This window comes from Streptomyces violens, assembly GCF_000717745.1.
Lineage (GTDB): Bacteria > Actinomycetota > Actinomycetes > Streptomycetales > Streptomycetaceae > Streptomyces > Streptomyces violens.
Map to the genome: position 1 here is coordinate 279,428 of NZ_JOBH01000005.1, position 16,862 is coordinate 296,289.

Annotated in this window: 16 protein-coding genes; 7 read left to right on the forward strand and 9 right to left on the reverse strand. The window is 73.4% G+C overall.

All coding sequences use genetic code 11. From position 1 onward, the window contains the following. Nucleotides 1–32: 32 nt before the first annotated feature. Nucleotides 33–962 (forward strand): 1-phosphofructokinase, encoded by a 930-nt coding sequence (gene pfkB / locus IF04_RS0111965; RefSeq protein ID WP_030254597.1) that lies wholly within the window; start codon nucleotides 33–35, stop codon nucleotides 960–962. 114 nt (nucleotides 963–1,076) lie between these two features. On the opposite strand, the gene IF04_RS0111970 is transcribed toward pfkB, so the two are convergent. Both IF04_RS0111970 and cdgB read right to left on the reverse strand, forming a co-directional pair. Then, a complete protein-coding gene (locus IF04_RS0111970; protein WP_030254600.1) occupies nucleotides 1,077–2,009 on the reverse strand; it encodes a carbohydrate-binding protein in 933 nt (310 codons plus the stop codon). A gap of 339 nt (nucleotides 2,010–2,348) precedes the next feature. Further along, nucleotides 2,349–4,013 (reverse strand): diguanylate cyclase CdgB, encoded by a 1,665-nt coding sequence (cdgB, locus tag IF04_RS0111980; protein ID WP_030254603.1) that lies wholly within the window; start codon nucleotides 4,011–4,013, stop codon nucleotides 2,349–2,351. Nucleotides 4,014–4,425: 412 nt separating this feature from the next. Between cdgB and IF04_RS0111985 the strand changes: the two genes are divergently transcribed. Beyond that, complete coding sequence (locus IF04_RS0111985; RefSeq protein ID WP_078600223.1) at nucleotides 4,426–4,983, forward strand: flavin reductase family protein; 558 nt, start codon at nucleotides 4,426–4,428, stop codon at nucleotides 4,981–4,983. Nucleotides 4,984–5,064: 81 nt separating this feature from the next. Here IF04_RS0111985 and arfB read toward each other — a convergent pair whose 3' ends face one another. After that, nucleotides 5,065–5,502, reverse strand: coding sequence for an alternative ribosome rescue aminoacyl-tRNA hydrolase ArfB (gene arfB, locus IF04_RS0111990; protein WP_030254610.1), 438 nt, complete (start codon nucleotides 5,500–5,502; stop codon nucleotides 5,065–5,067). Between the two features lie 255 nt (nucleotides 5,503–5,757). On the opposite strand from arfB, the gene IF04_RS0111995 reads away from it, so the two are divergent. Beyond that, entirely contained in the window at nucleotides 5,758–6,333 is a 576-nt protein-coding gene (locus tag IF04_RS0111995) for a TerD family protein (protein ID WP_030254613.1), read from the forward strand. 235 nt (nucleotides 6,334–6,568) lie between these two features. Further along, the gene (locus IF04_RS0112000) at nucleotides 6,569–7,129 is read left to right on the forward strand and encodes a GNAT family N-acetyltransferase (RefSeq protein ID WP_030254616.1); all 561 of its coding nucleotides are present in this window, start codon (nucleotides 6,569–6,571) and stop codon (nucleotides 7,127–7,129) included. Between the two features lie 9 nt (nucleotides 7,130–7,138). Here the strand turns inward: IF04_RS0112000 and IF04_RS0112005 are convergent, their stop codons facing one another. Then, complete coding sequence (locus IF04_RS0112005) at nucleotides 7,139–7,432, reverse strand: helix-turn-helix domain-containing protein (protein WP_030254621.1); 294 nt, start codon at nucleotides 7,430–7,432, stop codon at nucleotides 7,139–7,141. 119 nt (nucleotides 7,433–7,551) lie between these two features. Here IF04_RS0112005 and map point away from each other — a divergent pair, with 119 nt between their 5' ends. After that, nucleotides 7,552–8,319, forward strand: coding sequence for a type I methionyl aminopeptidase (gene map / locus IF04_RS0112010; protein WP_030254624.1), 768 nt, complete (start codon nucleotides 7,552–7,554; stop codon nucleotides 8,317–8,319). 112 nt (nucleotides 8,320–8,431) lie between these two features. Beyond that, a complete protein-coding gene (locus tag IF04_RS0112015) occupies nucleotides 8,432–8,929 on the forward strand; it encodes a hypothetical protein (protein ID WP_030254627.1) in 498 nt (165 codons plus the stop codon). Between the two features lie 21 nt (nucleotides 8,930–8,950). Here IF04_RS0112015 and IF04_RS0112020 read toward each other — a convergent pair whose 3' ends face one another. Beyond that, nucleotides 8,951–9,595: a pentapeptide repeat-containing protein gene (locus IF04_RS0112020; protein ID WP_030254630.1), complete on the reverse strand. Its 645-nt coding sequence runs from the start codon at nucleotides 9,593–9,595 to the stop codon at nucleotides 8,951–8,953. Nucleotides 9,596–9,815: 220 nt separating this feature from the next. Between IF04_RS0112020 and IF04_RS0112025 the strand changes: the two genes are divergently transcribed. Continuing rightward, the gene (locus IF04_RS0112025; protein WP_030254633.1) at nucleotides 9,816–11,030 is read left to right on the forward strand and encodes an FAD-dependent oxidoreductase; all 1,215 of its coding nucleotides are present in this window, start codon (nucleotides 9,816–9,818) and stop codon (nucleotides 11,028–11,030) included. Here IF04_RS0112025 and IF04_RS0112030 read toward each other — a convergent pair. The 4 genes from IF04_RS0112030 to IF04_RS0112045 form a co-directional block, all read right to left on the reverse strand. After that, a complete protein-coding gene (locus IF04_RS0112030) occupies nucleotides 11,027–12,148 on the reverse strand; it encodes an aminopeptidase P family protein (RefSeq protein WP_030254636.1) in 1,122 nt (373 codons plus the stop codon). The two genes, IF04_RS0112025 and IF04_RS0112030, sit on opposite strands and share 4 nt — an antisense overlap. A gap of 162 nt (nucleotides 12,149–12,310) precedes the next feature. Continuing rightward, complete coding sequence (locus tag IF04_RS0112035) at nucleotides 12,311–13,585, reverse strand: aspartate aminotransferase type Ic (protein ID WP_211259793.1); 1,275 nt, start codon at nucleotides 13,583–13,585, stop codon at nucleotides 12,311–12,313. A 154-nt stretch (nucleotides 13,586–13,739) separates the two neighbouring features. Further along, entirely contained in the window at nucleotides 13,740–14,921 is a 1,182-nt protein-coding gene (locus IF04_RS0112040; protein ID WP_245654380.1) for an MDR family MFS transporter, read from the reverse strand. A gap of 86 nt (nucleotides 14,922–15,007) precedes the next feature. Next, nucleotides 15,008–16,858 (reverse strand): ABC transporter permease subunit, encoded by a 1,851-nt coding sequence (locus IF04_RS0112045; protein ID WP_078600189.1) that lies wholly within the window; start codon nucleotides 16,856–16,858, stop codon nucleotides 15,008–15,010. Nucleotides 16,859–16,862 lie beyond the last annotated feature (4 nt).

Below are 16,862 nucleotides of genomic sequence, written 5' to 3' on the forward strand. Positions count from 1 at the left end.
GGCCGTCCGACCACTGCGCGGGAGGGGGAACCATGATCCTCACGGTCACGCTGAACGCCGCACTCGACATCACCTACCGGGTACCGCGGCTCCGCCCGCGCGGCACCAACCGGGTGACCGAGGTGTCCGAACGCCCCGGCGGCAAGGGCCTGAACGTCGCCCGGGTGCTCGCCGCCCTGGGCCATGACACCGTCGCCACCGGATTCGCCGGCGGCGGCACCGGCGACGCGCTGCGCGCCATGCTCGCCCAGGAGACCGGCGTCACCGACGCGCTCGTACCGATCGGCAGCGCCACCCGGCGCACCGTCGCCGTCGTGGACACCGCCGGCGGCGACACCACCCAGCTCAACGAGCCGGGACCGACCGTCTCCCCCGCCGAGTGGGAAGCCTTCCTCACGCGGTACCGCGAACTCCTCGACGGCGCCCAGGCGGTGGCCCTGTGCGGCAGCCTGCCGCCCGGCGTGCCCGTGGACGTGTACGCGCGCCTCACCCGTACGGCCCGCACGGCCGGCGTCCCCGTCCTCCTCGACACCAGCGGCGAGCCGCTGCGCCGCGGCCTCGCGGCGCGGCCCGACCTCGCCAAGCCGAACGCCGATGAGCTGGCCGCGCTGACCGGGCACAACGAGCCGCTGCGAGCCGCCCGCGATGCGCGCCGCCGGGGCGCGCACACGGTCGCGGCCTCGCTCGGCGCGGACGGGATGCTCGCGGTGACCGCGGACGGCTCCTGGCAGGCCGCGCCGCCGCAGCGGATCGCGGGCAACCCCACGGGAGCGGGCGACTCGGCGGTGGCCGGACTGCTGTCCGGCCTGGTGGAGGGGCTCTCCTGGCCGGACCGGCTGGCCCGCGCGGTGGCCCTGTCGGCTGCGACGGTACGGGCCCAGACCGCGGGCGAATTCGACCGCGCTACATACGCGGAACTGCTGGACCAGATCAAGGTCACGGAGGGCCCCGCGGCAGCCTGAGCGCCCTCCGGGCGCTTCAGGGGCGCGGGGAACTGCGCGAGCAACCACGACGGCGGGTCGGCCGACGACGGCCTACCGGGGCAGAGCCCTCATGTCGGCTCACCCGCCACGCGGCTACGGCTTGGTGACCTGGCCCGCCTTCAGCCACACCTGGTCAAGATTGAAGTCGCACTGGTTCCCCTGCTCGCAGGAGATCTTGACCGTGTTGGTGCCCTTGGTGAGCTCGACCCAGGCGAAGGTGCGGGTCCAGCCCTTCGCCCAGTCGCCTTCCTGGGCCCCGGCGAAGTTCTTCATGTTGAGCTTGGAGTCGCGGGCCTTGCCGTTGATCGACAGGGTCGCGTCGGCGTCCTTGCCCGGGACGCCGTACCCGACGAAAACGGTGTACTGGCCGTCCTTGGGCGCGTCCAGCTTCCAGGTGGCGGCGGCGCCCGGCGTGTTCATGCCGGTGACGTACAGACCGCCGGCCGAGCGCGCCCCCGGGATGGTCTTGTCCGTGGTCGCCGTGCCGTCCAGCCGCAGGCTGCCCGCGTCGGCCTTGGGCAGGTCGGGCTCGGCCGGCTTGTCGGACGGCTTCTTGCTCGGCTCCACGTTCTCGCCCGCGGACGCCCCGGCGCCGCCGGCCTCGGCGGACTTGTCGTCGTCGCTGTTGGAGATCATCGCGACGCCGATGCCGACGCAGACCACGGCGACCACGGCGATGGCGCCGATCAGCAGGCCGTTGCGGTTACGGCGCGGGCCCTGGTCCGCGCCGGCACCGTGCCCGGCCGGAGCGGCCTGGCGCGGCGCACCGTTCTGCAGCGTCTCGGGCGCCGCGTAGTGCGCGTTCTGCCGGCCGTACGCCTGCTGGCCGTACTGCTGCTGGCCGTACTGGCGCTCGCCGACGGCGCGCACCTGGTTGTACGACCTCCTGGGAACGCCCGGCTGCCGCACCGCCGCGCCGTCGCCCGCCGATCCCTGCGCGCCTGCCTCGCCGCCTTCCGAGCGGTAGAGGTAGCCGAACGGATCGTCGTTCTCCGGCGTGTCCGTGCCGTTACTACCGGCCGTCATTCCGCGTCACTCCCCAGCGGTCTTGCACTGATGTCTACGTGCTGATGTCTACATGCTTGTGAGGCCCCCGGCGGCCCGCGCCGCATCGGCGCAGCCTACCCGGTGCGGAGCCGCGTACGCCGGTTCCGTACGGCCACAAGATCACTACAGGACGGTGAACGGCGGGCGCCCGGCGGGGTCGGCGGCGGTCAGCGCGGTGCGGGCGGCCGCCGGCGGTCCGGAGGTGTCTTCGGACACATGGCTTGCCGAGGGGCGCAGGGTGGCGCGAAGGGGCGCCTGCCGACTGCCGGCCAGCCGCCCGCCGCTCCGGGGCGGCTGCCGCTCCTGAGCTCCCGCCGCTCAGCTCACCCGCCGGTTCGCCTTCGAGCGGGACCGCTTCTCGACGTACATCCGCTGGTCAGCGGATTGCAGGACCTCCTCGGCCGACATCCCGCAGCCCGCCCAGCCGATCCCGAAGCTGGCACCGACCCGCACGGCCCGGCCGTCCACCCGGATCGGCGGAATGATCGCGTTCCGCAGGCGTACGGCCAGGTCCTCGGCGTCCGCCTTGCCCAGCCCGTCCGCCAGCACGACGAACTCGTCGCCACCGAGCCGGGCGACCGTGTCCCCGTCCCGTACGCCGTTGGTCAGCCGCCGGGCCACCTCGATGAGCACCGCGTCACCCGTGTGGTGCCCGAACCGGTCGTTGATCGACTTGAAGCCGTCCAGGTCGCAGAAGAGCACGGCCAGCCCCTTGGCGCCGTCGTCCTCGGGCCCGTCCGACGGCGCGACCGCGTGCACGTGACTGTCGTACGCGGGGCCCGTACGGGCCAGGTGGAAGCCCTCGAACGCCTCGGCGCCGCCGTCCGGCAGGAAGCCGTGCCCGTCGTCCTCCCCGCCGGCCGTCGAGGCGAACGCGTCCGCCTCGTCCGTGCCGGGCGGCCGCGAGCACAGCCGGGCGCTGAGCCGGGTGCGCAGCTCGGCGCTGTTGGGCAGGCCGGTCAGCGCGTCGTGGCTGGCGCGGTGCGCGAGCTGCAGCTCGTGCCGCTTGCGCTCCTCGATGTCCTCGACGTGCGTGAGCAGGAAGCGCGGGCCGTCGGCGGTGTCGGCCACGACGCTGTTGCGCAGACTCACCCAGACGTACGAGCCGTCCCGGCGGGCCAGCCGCAGCTCGGCGCGGCCGCCCTCGGCCGAGGTCCGCAGCAGCGTCCCGATGTCCTCCGGATGCACCAGGTCGGAGAAGGCGTAGCGGCGCATCACGGACGCCGGCCGCCCCAGCAGCCGGCACAGCGCGTCGTTCGTCCGCAGCAGCCGGCCGTGCTGGTCGCCGCCCATCTCGGCGATGGCCATGCCGCTCGGCGCGTACTCGAATGCCTGCCGGAAGCTTTCCTCACTCGCCCGCAGCGCCTGCTGCTCGCGCTCCAGACGGACCAGCGCACGCTGCATGTTTGCCCGGAGCCGGGCATTACTGATCGCAATCGCCGCCTGGAAAGCGAACATCTGCAACGCCTCGCGGCCCCAGGCGCCCGGACGGCGCCCGTTGCGCGGCCGGTCGACGGAGATCACGCCGAGCAGGTCGCCGCCCCCGGAGGAGGCCGCGTACATGGGCGCGAAGAGGCGGTCCATCGGATGCCACTCGTCGGGGAAGCGCGGCGCGGGCCCGGAGGTGTGCCACTGCGGGACATCGTCGTCGTCCAGCACCCAGCCCTGCGTGTACGGGATGAAGCACAGGTCGCCCCAGCGCTCCCCCATGGCCAGCCGGCGCTCCCAGGACTCCCTGGAGCCGACGCGGCCGGACAGCAACGCCTCGGCGCCCGCGCTGCCTGCGACAGCGGCCACCACGAGGTCGCCATCAGGCCGTACGAGGTTGACCGCGGCGAGCTCGTAGCCCAGCCCGCTGATCGCCCCGTCGGCGACGGCCTGCAGGGTGTCCGCAAGGCTGCGTGCGGTGTTCAGGTCGGCGACCACTTGGTGCAGCTGCCGCAGGGTCGCAAGACGGACGTATGGCTCCGACTCGGTCTCCATCGCTCGCTCTCCCTGAGACCTCGACAGCAACTCCAGGCTTTTTGTCGTCCTCTAGTCGTCCGATTGCCACGGCCACTGAATCACAGTGAGCTGTACACCCGGTACACAGGGTCAACAATTACCCCTCGCTGTGACTCAAGTCACAGAACACGCCGTGAAGTTACGGAGGTCGCGTCAGGCCCCTTCCGGTGCCTCTCCGGGAGCTCCTCCTATGTGTTCGTAAACTTCCTGAACGCAAATTCCGGGCTCTGGAGCGCCCCGGCTCCGTCGGGGGTCCTAGGACGCGGCTGGTCCCAGGGCCCGATGCGGGCGGCACGCGGTCCCGTTTAGCGTTCATGACGTGTTCACGAACAACCCTGCCGCCGACGTCACCGACCCGCACACCGATCGGGAGACCAGCCCTGCTCCGGAGATGATCCCGCATGCTGGTGGGGTGAGTGCCGACGAGTTCCGTGCCGCCCTGTCCCGGCTCGCCGCCGGGGTCGTACTGATCACCGCCCTCGACCCGGAGGACGATCCGGCCGACGAGGATCTCGCGGCCGGGGACGGTCTTCCGGTCGGGGAGGACGCGGGGATGACCGCCACCGCGTTCATGTCCGTCTCGCTCGACCCGCCGCTGGTGATGGTGAGCGTCCGCAACGACTCGCGGATGGACGACATCCTGGAGCGGCAGCCCCTGTGGGCCGTCTCGGTCCTGACGGAGAGCCAGCGCAACATCGCCGGCCAGTTCGCCATGAAGGGCCGCCTCAGCGACCGCCTCCTCTTCGCGAGCGTCCCGCACGTACGGGGCGAGCGGACCGGCGCGGCACTCGTGAAGGGCGCCCTCGCGTCGATGGAGTGCCGCACGGAGCAGCGCGTCGTGGCCGGCGACCACACCCTCATCATCGGCCGCGTACTGACCGCCCACACCCCGAACATCGAGAGCAACCCACTGACGTACTTCCGGGGGCGGTACCGGAAGCTGGGCTAGGGCCGGTGGGGCGCCGTGGAGGGGGGCCGCGGCGGGGGCCGGTTCGGCCCGGTAACGGCCCGGTAACGGCTCCGGCCTCGGTCAGTGCCAGTCGCGGCCCGAGCGGCCGCGCTTCGTGTCGCCGCGCTGCTTCTTCTCCCGCAGCCTGCGCTCATTGATGCCGCGCGGGATCCGCGTCTTGCGGCGCGGCTTCGGCGGCGGCGCGGACGCCTCCGCCAGCAACGACGCGAGCCGGACCGCGGCCGTCTCGCGGTTGCGCCACTGGGAGCGGTGCTCCGACGCCCGTACGGACACCACGCCACCGTCGATCAGCCGCCCTCGCTCCCCCAGCCGCTGCAGCGCGCGGTCCTTCCAGACCTCGGGCAGCGCATCGGTCGCGGCCAGGTCGAAGCGCAGCTCCACCTGGCTGTCGGAAGTGTTGACGTGCTGGCCGCCGGGCCCGGAAGACCGTGAGAAGCGCCAGACGAGCTCCGACTCCGGGAGGGCGACCGAACCGCGGATGACATAGGGCCCGGACATGCCCCCCATGATCCCGCGTCCACGCCCGTCCCGTCACCCGCATTTCGTCACCGCATTCGTTGCCCGCATTTCGTCACCCGTGCGAAAGGGCGGCCGGGGAAGCGGCGGGGCGGCCGGCAGGGGCGGCATCAGGACTTGGCAAAGAAAGTAAAGCAAGCTGGAACCTCAAGGTCCCCGGCAGTCGTTGTGCAGGATGACGGTAGCTTCGTCCGGAGTACGGAGCCCGATGATTCGACGAGGAAAGAGGGCACTCCCATGGCTGTAAGCCTGTCCAAGGGCGGCAACGTCTCGCTCACCAAGGAGGCTCCGGGCCTGACCGCCGTCACGGTCGGCCTCGGCTGGGACGTCCGCACCACCACGGGCACGGACTTCGACCTCGACGCGAGCGCGATCGCGGTCAACCCGAGCGGCAAGGTCTTCTCGGACCAGCACTTCGTGTTCTTCAACAACAAGGCGACGCCGGACCAGTCCATCGTGCACACCGGTGACAACCTCACCGGCCAGGGCGAGGGCGACGACGAGCAGATCAACGTCAACCTCGCCGCACTGCCCGCCGACGTCGAGAAGATCGTCTTCCCGGTCTCCATCTACGACGCGGAGAACCGCAGCCAGAACTTCGGCCAGGTGCGGAACGCCTTCATCCGCATCATCAACCAGGCCGGCGGCACCGAGATCGCGCGCTACGACCTCAGCGAGGACGCGGCCACCGAGACCGCGATGGTCTTCGGCGAGCTGTACCGCAACGGCGCGGAGTGGAAGTTCCGCGCCGTCGGCCAGGGCTACGCCTCGGGCCTGGTCGGCATCGCCCAGGACTTCGGCGTCAACGTCTGACAGTCGAGAGCTCACGGCCGCCGCACCGCCCCGCGGACACGCGCGGCCGCACGTACGGCCCGCCCCCGCGGCTGCCGTACGACGCACCGGGAGGCCCGTCCGGCCTGCGCTCACGCGGGCGGGACGGGCCTTCGGCGTGCACACCCGGCCGCGCGGGCCTTCGGCGTGCGCACCCGGCGCCGCGCGCGGCGGAACTCCTTCGCGCCCGGCCGCGGACCCGGCCAGCATGGACCGTATGCCGCTCGTACTGGAACCGCTCTCGCCCCTCCTCGCCGAGCACGACGGGCACCTGCCGCCGCCGCTCCTCGACGAGCTGACGGAGCTCTACGCCTCCAACGCCGCGTTCTTCGCCCTCAGCGGCGACTTCCCCGACCCGTACGCCATCCAGCGCGACGAGGTCGCATCGAGCCTCAACGGGGAGCTGGCCCACCCGGCCGCCGAGGTGCTGCTCGCCCGTGAACACGGCAGCGAGCACGACAGCGAGCACCGCCGACCGACCGGCCTGGCCGTCACGCTGACCGAGCACCCGGACCCGGTCGACCCGTACCCGTGGATCGGCCTGCTCCTGATCCACGGCGGCCTCCAACGCACCGGCCGGGGCCGCCGGTTGGCGACCGCCGTCGAGCGGCGCCTGCGGGCGGCCGGGCACGACGGCGTACGGCTCGCCGTCCTGGATGCCAACCCGGACGGGCTCGCCTTCTGGCACGCGCTCGGCTATCGCGTCATCGACCACCGCACGGACCATGCCCTCGCCCGCCCGTGCACGGTCCTCCACAAGGACCTGCCGAACGGGTAACGGCTGCGCTCAGGCGGCCGCGGGCGGTGACGCGCCGGCGGAGTCGGCCCCGGCCTCGGCGGGCGGTGCCGCGAGTGCTGCCAGTTCGTCGAGGGACATGCCGAGGGTCGTGCCCAATGCGGCGATCGTGAAGAAGCCCGCCGTCGGCGCGCGCCCCGTTTCGATCTTGCGCAGTGTCTCCGCCGAGAGCCCCGCGGCCGCCGCGATCTCGACCATGCTGCGTTCGCCGCGCGCCGCCCGCAGCAGCGCGCCCAGCCGCTCGCCGCGCTCGCGTTCCCATGGAGTCAGAGGTGTACGGACCATGCCCGTGATACTAATACCGGTAAAGAAATACCGGTATAAAAATTGGCGACCGGTCGGCGACCGGCGTCGCCAGTCGTTTCCGCGCCCGCGCCTGCGGCCGGCATCACGGAGGTTCACCCATGGTCGAGATCAAGACCGACATCGCGCTCGAAGCCATGCGGCCCGCGGGCCGCGTCGTCGCCGACATCCTCACGGCCGTCCGCGCGGCGGCCGCGCCCGGCGTGCGGCTGAGCGAGCTGGACGAGGTCGCCCGGTCGGTGCTGGCCGAGGCCGGCGCCACCTCCCCCTTCCTCCACTACCGCCCGTCCTTCGCACCCACCCCCTTCCCCGCCACCATCTGCACCTCCGTCAACGACGCGATCGTGCACGGCATCCCGAGCGCGTACCGGCTGCGCGACGGCGACCTGCTCAGCATCGACTGCGGCGCGACCCTGGACGGCTGGGCGGGCGACGCGGCGGTCACCGTCGCGGTCGGCACTCCGCGCCCGGAGGACCAGCGGCTCATGGACACCACCCGGCGCGCCCTGGAGGCGGGGATCGCGGCCGCCGTGGTGGGCGCCCGCATCGGCGACATCTCGCACGCCATCGGCAGCGTCGGCCGCGCCGCCGGCTACGGCATTCCGGCGGACTTCGGCGGCCACGGCATCGGCCGCCAGATGCACGAGGACCCGTCGGTACCGAACGACGGCCGGCCCGGCCGCGGCTTCGTACTCCGGCACGGCCTCGTCCTCGCCATCGAGCCGATGTTCCTGTCCGGCGGCCACGGCGACTACCGCGAGGCGGACGACGGCTGGACCCTGCTCACGACCGACGGCAGCCGCGCCGCCCACTTCGAGCACACCGTCGCCATCACCGACGACGGCCCCCGCATCCTCACCCAGCCCTGACCCCCTGCCCGCCTCCCTCAGCCCTGGCTTCTGACCCTCGCCCGTCTCACCCAGCCCCGGTCCCTCCCCGTGCCGGAGCGAGCACTCCGACCGGCGTGCGACCATCAGCTACGTGATCGACCTCGGCTACTCGCTCTCCCGGCGCTTCCCTGACCCCCCGCAGACGGACTACCGCACCGCGGACGCCCGCGCGCTGCGCCACGACCTGTTCTGCGGGGACGTCTACCTCGCCGACACCGAAACGGACCGGGAAGTGTCCACGTCCTGGGGCTGGGTGCCGGTCCTGGACTTCGCCTGGGCCCTGTGCGACATCGTCGAGCAGCTCGACCGCGACCCGCACGGCAGCCGCGCCGCCCGCCCGCAACACGCCGAACTGGACTTCACCGAGTCGGCCGACCGGATGCTGTTCGAGCGCCGCTTCGGCTGGGTCGACGTCACCGCCGACTGGGTACCGGTCGAAGAGGCTCCGCTCAGCTTCAACCACGCCGCGCTGCGCCGCGAGGCCCGCGACTTCCTGCACGATCTGATCGCCGACCTCACGGACATGCACGACGGGCTGGCCGACAACCCGCTCGTATGGGACCTCCAGGCCCGCTTCCCCCGCGTGTAACCCCCTTCCCCCCACCGCCGCTCACTCCACCAGTACGCCCACCTCCGCCGCGAACGCCGGGGCCAGGTCCATGAGCTGCGACGGGCTGATCACCGCGCCCGCGAGCCGGTCGATGCCCCGCGCGATGTCCAGCGCCGCCGCACCCCGCAGATCGACGTCCCGCATCCGCGCCTGATGGAAGTCCGTACGCGCCAGCGTGCAGCCGTCGAACGTCACACGCTCCAGCTCGGCCCCGCCGAAGTCCGCCTCCACCAGCACACAGTCCTCGAACGCGACGTCCCGGAGCTTCGCCTTGCGCAGGTTGAGGAAGTCGAGCTTCCCGCCGCGCACCACGACCCGCTCCAGCACCGCGCCGTGCAGCTGCGTCCCGCCCAGCCGGGCGTCCCGCACCTCCACATCGCGCAGCGACACCTGCGAGAGGTCCGTGCCGACGCCCCGCACCCCCTCCAGCACGCTGTCGATGAACCGCGCCCGGGCCAGCACCGTCTCGTCCCACGCGCACCGCCGCACCGCGCAGTCCAGGAACCGGGCGCCCCGCGCCGACTGCCCCGCGAAGTCCGCGTCGGCGAACTCCAGTCCGTCGTAATCCCCCTCCGGCTCCCACTCCCCTCCGTCGTACGCCACCAGCTCCGGCAGCCGCACCTCCGGCCGTCGTACGGCCGGCATCGTCCGCCCCGCGTCCCCGCCTCGGCCGGCCACTCGCCCACCGCCCTTCTCCGCGCTCGCCCCGCGATCGGTCCGCTCTCGTCCCCGTTCCGCCCCGTCCTGATCCATCCTGCACCCCACCACTGACAATCGCCCTGACCAGCGGAAACACCATCGGATGTCACATCACCCCCGCCCCCTCCCGTCCATACGACAAAGGCCACCGGACAGGAGACCCGCCATGCCCCACCCCCGCCGTCGGATCACCATCGTCGGAGGCGGCTTCGCCGGCCTCACCGCGGCCATCTCCGCCGCCGAGGCCGGTGCCGACGTCACGCTCCACGAAGCGCACCGGTCGCTCGGCGGCCGCGCCCGTACCGACGAGGCGCCGTACCGCACCAACGAAGGCCCGCACGCCCTCTACAACCGGGGCCCGCACTACCCCTGGCTCCAGCAGCGCGGCCTCCTCGGGCCGCTCGCCCCGCTCCCCCTCCGAGAGGGCGCCCGGCTCCGCTTCCACCACCGCGGCGAGCTGCACCGTGTACCGCCCCTCGCCCTCCTCCGGCTCCGCAGCCGTACGGACGCCCCCGTGGGCCAGTCCTTCCTGACCTGGGCGAGCGCACATGTCGGAGAGCCGGCCGCGCGCGCCGCCGCGTACTACACCGGCGTCGCCACCTTCCACCACGACCCCGGTCTGCTCTCGGCCGCGTTCACCCACCGGATCCTCTACCGCACCACGCGCCTCAGCCCGGAAGCCCGGTACATCAAGGGCGGTTGGGGCGCGCTCATCTCCCGTACGGCGGAGCACGCCCGCGGCCTCGGCGTACGGATCGAGACCGGCTCCCGGGTCGACGCGCTGCCCGAGGACCGGCCCGTCATCGTCGCCACCCAGCTCGACTCCGCCCGTGCGCTGCTCGGCGACGACGCGCTGACCTGGAGCAGCGCCCGTACGGCCCTGATCGACCTGGCGCTGCGCGAGCAGCACCCGAAGAAGCACCGCACGACCGGGAGGCGTCGCCCCGCCGATCTCTTCGTGGTCTCCGACCTCGACCGCTCCGGGTGGATCGAACGGTTCACCGCGCAGGACCCCACCCTCGCCCCGCCCGGCGAGCAGCTCCTCCAGGGCCAGGTAGGCATCGCTCCCCATGAGACGCGCGCCGACGGCATGGCGCGCGCCGAGCGCCTCCTGGACGCGGGCTTCCCCGAGTGGCGCGAGCGCGTCACCTGGCGCCGCGACGCGCTCGCCACCGGCCGTACGGGGGCGGTGGACCTGCCCGGTACCACCTGGCGGGACCGCCCCGCCATCGACCGCGGCAACGGCGTCTACCTGGCGGGCGACCAGGTCGCGGCACCCGGTGTACTGAGCGAAGTGGCGTTCACCAGCGCCATCGAGGCGACCACCCTCGCCCTCTCCGCCGCCCGGTCCGCCACCCGGGCCAGGCGACTGGCCCCCTAGCCCACGATCCCCATCTCCCGGGCCGTGTTGTTCAGCCGCCGCCCGCCCGTCTCCGTGCACGTCACGATGTCCTCGATCCGCACCCCGAAGCGCCCCGGCAGATAGATCCCGGGTTCGATCGAGAAGCACATCCCCGGTACGAGGGGCAGGTGTTCGCCCTCGACCATGTACGGCGGCTCGTGCGTCGTCACCCCGATGCCGTGCCCGACCCGGTGGATGAAGTACTCGCCGTACCCCGCGGCCTTGATCACCTTTCGCGCCACCCGGTCGATGTCCTGGCAGGCGGCCCCCGGCCGCACCGCTTCGAACGCCGCCTGCTGGGCCTCCCGCACGATGTCGTGGACCTTGCGCTCCTCGGAGGTCGGCTCGCCCACGTGCACGGTCCGCGTCGTGTCCGAGCCGTACCCGTCCTTCAGGCCGCCGAAGTCCAGTACGACCATGTCGCCGTTCTCGATGACCCGGTCGCCCGCCTCGTGGTGCGGGTCGGCCCCGTTGGGGCCCGAGCCCACCACCGTGAAGTCCACCTGGCTGTGCCCGTGTTCGATCAGCAGCCGCGCCAGGTCGGCCGCCACGTCGCACTCCCGCCGGCCCCCGAAGGGCACCTCGAGGATCGCCTCGTACGTGGCGTCGGCTGCCGCGCCCGCCGCCGCCAGCCGCTCCACCTCGTACGCGTCCTTGACGGCGCGCAGCATCGGCAGCGCCTCCGTGAGCGAGGCGTACGCGCTGCCCGGGAGGGTGCGCTGCAGCCCCAGGAGGTGCATCGCCCACGCGGAGTCGGAGATGCCGTACCGCCGCTGCGGTTCCAGGAGCTTCGCGAGCACGGCATACGGGTCCTCGCCGTCGCGCCACCCGAGGAGCTCCGTCGCACGGGCTCCCGGGGCGTGCTGCGCGTCCGCCCGCTCCAGTACGGGCACCAACAGGCGCGGCCTGCTGCCCACGGAGAGCAGCAGGGCGGTCAGCCGCTCGGTGATCGCGGTCGGCTGGTAGCCGGTGAGCCACACCAGGTCGGGGCCGGGCGTGACGATCAGCCCGGCCAGCCCGGCGTCGGCGGCCGCCCGCCCGGCCCGTTCCATCCGCCGCTCGTAGTCCTCCCGCGTCACCTCGGTGTGCCCCGCCATCCTCGCGCCGGCCGCCGCCTCCGTACTCGCAGCAGCCCCTGCGCTCGCCGTCGCCGCCGTCGTCCCCTCAGAAGTCGCCATGACCGGGAATGTACGCCGGAAGGCGCCGCCCGGGGAGCGAACGTGCCGGGAGGGCGGCGACGACGCCGCTGACTGGGGCTCTCAGCCCTCCAGCAGCTTCTCGACGGCCGCCAGTTCGGCGCAGAGCGCCAGCCCCTCCAGGGCGTCGCCCAGCTCCTCCAGGCGGGGGTAGCTGGGCGCGATGCGGATGTTGCGGTCGCGCGGGTCCTTGCCGTACGGGAACGTCGCTCCGGCGGGGGTCAGCGCGACGCCCGCGTCCTTGGCGAGCTGTACGACCCGGGAAGCGCAGCCGTCCAGGACGTCCAGGCTCACGAAGTAGCCGCCCTGCGGGCGGGTCCAGGTCGCGATGCCGGTGTCCCCGAGCCGCTTCTCCAGGACGGCGTCCACCAGCTCGAACTTGGGCCGCAGCAGCTCGGCGTGGCGCTCCATGTGGGCGTGCACGGCCTCGGCGTCGGGCAGGAAGCGGGCGTGCCGGAGCTGGTTGACCTTGTCCGGGCCGATCGTCCGCTTGGAGAGGTGGCCGAGCAGCCAGTCGACGTTGGCGGGCGACGAGCCGAAGAAGGCCACGCCGCTGCCGGCCCCGGTGATCTTCGAGGTGGAGCCGAAGACGAACACCCGGTCGGCGTGGCCGTACTCCTCGCACAGGCCCAGGATGTCGGCGACCGGCTCGCGGTCACCCTGGAGCTGGTGCACGGCGTAGGCGTTGTCCCAGAAGACGCGGAAGTCCGGCGCCGCGGTCTCCATGGCGGCCAGCCGCCGCACCGTCTCCGGCGCGTAGGTGGTCCCCGTGGGGTTGCTGTACTTCGGTACGCACCAGATGCCCTTGACGCGCTCGTCGGCGACGAGGCGCTCGACCTCGTCCATGTCCGGGCCGCTCTCCGTCATCGGCACCGGGATCATGTCGATGCCGAGCTTCTCGCACACCGCGAAGTGCCGGTCGTAACCCGGTACGGGGCAGAGCATGGCCGTCCGCCCCTCCCGCTCCCAGGGACCGGGCGCCCCGGGCAGCCCGAACAGGACGGCGTCCACCACCGACTCGTACATCAGTTCCAGGCTGGAGTTGCCGAGGGTGACCAGCTGCTCCACCGGCACCTGGAGCAGCCCGGCGAACGTCGAGCGCAGCTCGGCCAGCCCCTTGAGGCCGCCGTAGTTGCGGCAGTCGGTGCCGTCCTGCGCGGTGTGGTCGTTCCCGCCCGGCAGGGCCAGCAGCGGCTGCGCGAGGTCCAGCTGCTCGGCGGACGGCTTGCCCCGGGTCAGGTCCAGGCGCAGCCCCCGCTCCTTGAGGCGGGCGTGCTCGCCACGGAGCTCTTCGAGCCGGTCGGACAGTTCGGTGTGGGTGAGAGTGGTCAGATCCATGCCTGTCATCCCTGCTCAAAGTCGCGTGCGGTACTCAGTGACCGCGGCCACCAGGCGCGCGGGCAGCGCCGAGAGTACCTGTACGCAGCGCCCGCTGCCGAGGCATTTGTGACGCACGCGGCTTTACGGCTCGGTACGGGAGCGGCGGGAATCCTTACGGCTCGGTACGGGAGCGGCGGGGCAGCACTGCGATGGCCGCGAGCGGTACCGCCGCGAGGACGAGCCACGGGACGGGCGCCGGCAGCCCCGTGTCGAGCAACGAGCCGGTCGCGGCGCTGCCGGCCAGGACGAGCAGCCCGGAGACCGAGGACATCGCGCCGGTGTAGAGGCCGAGCCTGCCGCTGGGCGCCAGGTCCGGCACCCAGGCCCGAGCGGCAGGCGTCACCAGCATCTGGCCCAGCGTGAGCAGGACCACGAAGGCCGCGGCGGGCAGCAGCCCGGCGGTGCCGGTCCACGCAGCCGGGCGGGCGGCGGCCACCACCGCGAACCCCGCCGCAATGAGGAGCAGCCCGGCCGCCATGGAGCGGCGGAGGTCGAGCCGGTCGGCGGCCCAGCGGGTGACCGGCAGCTGCGCGACGACGACCAGCAGCGAGGAGAGCGCGAAGAGCCAGGCCAGCGGGGACTGCGAGCCGGCGGCGCGGGCCACTTCGGCGGGGAGGGCGAGGTAGAGCTGGTTGTACGCCAGGAGGTACGCCCCGTAGGCGCCGCACACCGCGAGGAAACGCCGGTTGCGCACCATCTCGCGCACCGCTCCCGGTGCGCGCACCCGCTCGCGGCCCGGGATGTGCTGCGGCAGCAGCCACAGATGCCCGGCCAGTACGAGGACAAACACCCCGGCGCCGGCCAGGCACGCGGTACGGAAGTCGACGGCGAGCAGCAGGGCGCCCAGGAGCGGGCCGAGGAACGCGCCCGCTTGGCCCGCCACGCTGAGCAGGCCCAGGACGCGCGTACGGGAACCGTGCCCGGCCTCCTCCCAGAGCACCGACTGGCGGGCGACCTCGGACTCGACGGCGGGTGAGAACAGGGCGGCCGCGAACCCGATCAGCAGGACCGCGCCGATGACCGCCCACGGCTGCTGCGCGTACCCCAGCCAGGCGAAACCGGCGATCCGCAGCACGCAGCCGGTGAGGACGACGGGCCGTACGCCGTACCGGTCGGTCAGCGCGCCGCCCAGTACGAAGAGCCCCTGCTGGCTGAACGTCCGCAGCCCGAGCACCAGGCCGACCAGCCAGCCCGCCATGCCGATGGCCGCGCCCAGATGCTCGGCCAGGAAGGGCAGCACGGCGAAGAAGCCGATGTTGAAGGCGAGCTGCGTCGCGATCAGCAGCCGCAGCAGCGGGGAGAGGTGCCGCCAGGTCCGCTCGCGCCGGGACCATCGGGACCGTCGGGACCATCGGGAACGCCGCACGGCGGCAATCCCCGTCACCGGGCCACCGTCCCGGCACCCGTACCGGCCGCTGTCCCGGCCACCACGGCCTCCCGCACCTCGGGCTCCGGCTCCGCCGCAGGCGCGGGCACCTCCGCCCGCCGCGCACGCCGCAGAACCCGCGGCATCCGCATCCGCACCCCGCCCGTCACGGTCACCGCCAGCGCGCCCAGCAGCGCGAGTACGGCGGCCGGTGCGAGCACCGTCCACGGGGCCCGCTCGGCGTACGGCTGGTTCTCGGCGAGCAGCAGGCCCCACTCGGGCGACGGCGGCTGCGCGCCGAGGCCGAGGAAGCCGAGCGCGGCGAGGGCCAGCGCGACGGCGGGGAGGCGCAGCAGCGCATGGCGGGTGACGGGCGGCAGGACGGCGGGCAGCAGCTCGCGCCGGAGCAGGAACCAGCGGCTCGCGCCGAGGCTGCGCGTCGCCTCCAGGTGCAGCGTGGCGCGCTCCTGTTGGAGCAGCGCGGCGGTGTGGGCGGCCAGCGGGGTCCAGGCGACGGCGGCCACGGCGAGCGCGGGGGTCGCGGGTCCGCTGCCCGCCACGCCCGCGACGAGGAGGCCGGCGAGCACGGGCGGTACGGCGTTGACCGTGTCGACGAGCGGCCCGGAAAGCCGGGGCAGCAGGCCGAGCAGTACGCCGATGACCAGCGCGGCGACGCTGATCGCGAGGGCCAGGGCGAGGGTGGTGAGCGCGCCGTGCGCGACCCGGGCCAGCATGTCCCGCCCCAGGGAGTCCGTACCGAACGGATGCGCCCACGACGGAACCTCCAGCCGCGCCGCCGTATCCAGGGCGAGCGGATCGCGGGGCAGACCGATCGCGACGACGCACACGAGCAACGCGCCGTACAGGAGGGGCAGCCGGCCGGACCCGTGCCGCTTCGGGCCGCGCAGGGACTCCCGCGCGCCGTGCAGGGACTGCAACGCGCCGTCCCGCAGAGCGGGGCCGAGCGCGAAACGCGCCACGAGGCGGACCAGCCCGCCGGCCACCGCTGCGAGCAGAACGAGCGCGAGCGTACTGGTCTGCAGTACGGGCAGGTCCTGCGCCACGGCGGCCTGCAGGGTCAGCCGCCCGAGCCCGGGGATGTCGAACACCTGCTCCACGGCGACCGCGCCTCCGGTCACGCCCACGAGGAACAGCCCGAGGTTCGGCAGCAGTCCGGGCACGCAGCGGCGCAGCGCCTGCCGCGCGATGCGCCCCTCCGGTATGCCGCGGGCGGCCGCGGCGCGCGCCCACGGTTCGGCGAAGGCGCCGGGCAGCAGATCGTCAAGGAGCCGCCCGAGCAGCGCCCCGGCGGGCAGGCCGAGGGAGAGCGCGGGCAGCACCATCCACTGGGGCCCGTACCAGCCGAGCGCCGGCAGCCAGCCGAGGTGCACGCCGACCACGGTCGCGAGTACCGACGCGGTCAGGAACTCGGGCAGCGCGGCGAGCACGGCCGCCCCGCTGCCGCCCGGACGCCGCCCGGCGAGCCGGCGGCGCGCACCGAGCCGCAGCGTACGGGCGCACACCACGGCGGCCGTACCGACGGCCACCACGATCGCCGCGCCCATCAGCAGCAGCGACACCCCCAGGGCGTGCACCACCGACGGCAGCACCGCGTCCCCGGAGATCCACGACCGCCCCGCGTCCCCGTGCAGCAGGCCGCCCGCCCACCGGCCGAGCAGGTGCAACGGCCCGGCGTCGAGCCCGATGTCGGCCCGGACGGACGCCAGTACCTCAGGAGTGGGCGTACGCTCCGCCGCGCGCGCCTTCAGAACGGTCAGCGCCGGATCGGTACGCGACAGCCAGGGCAGCAGCCCGATCCCGCACACGAGGGCGACGGCGAGGGCGACCCGCCAGAGACCCCTCATACCG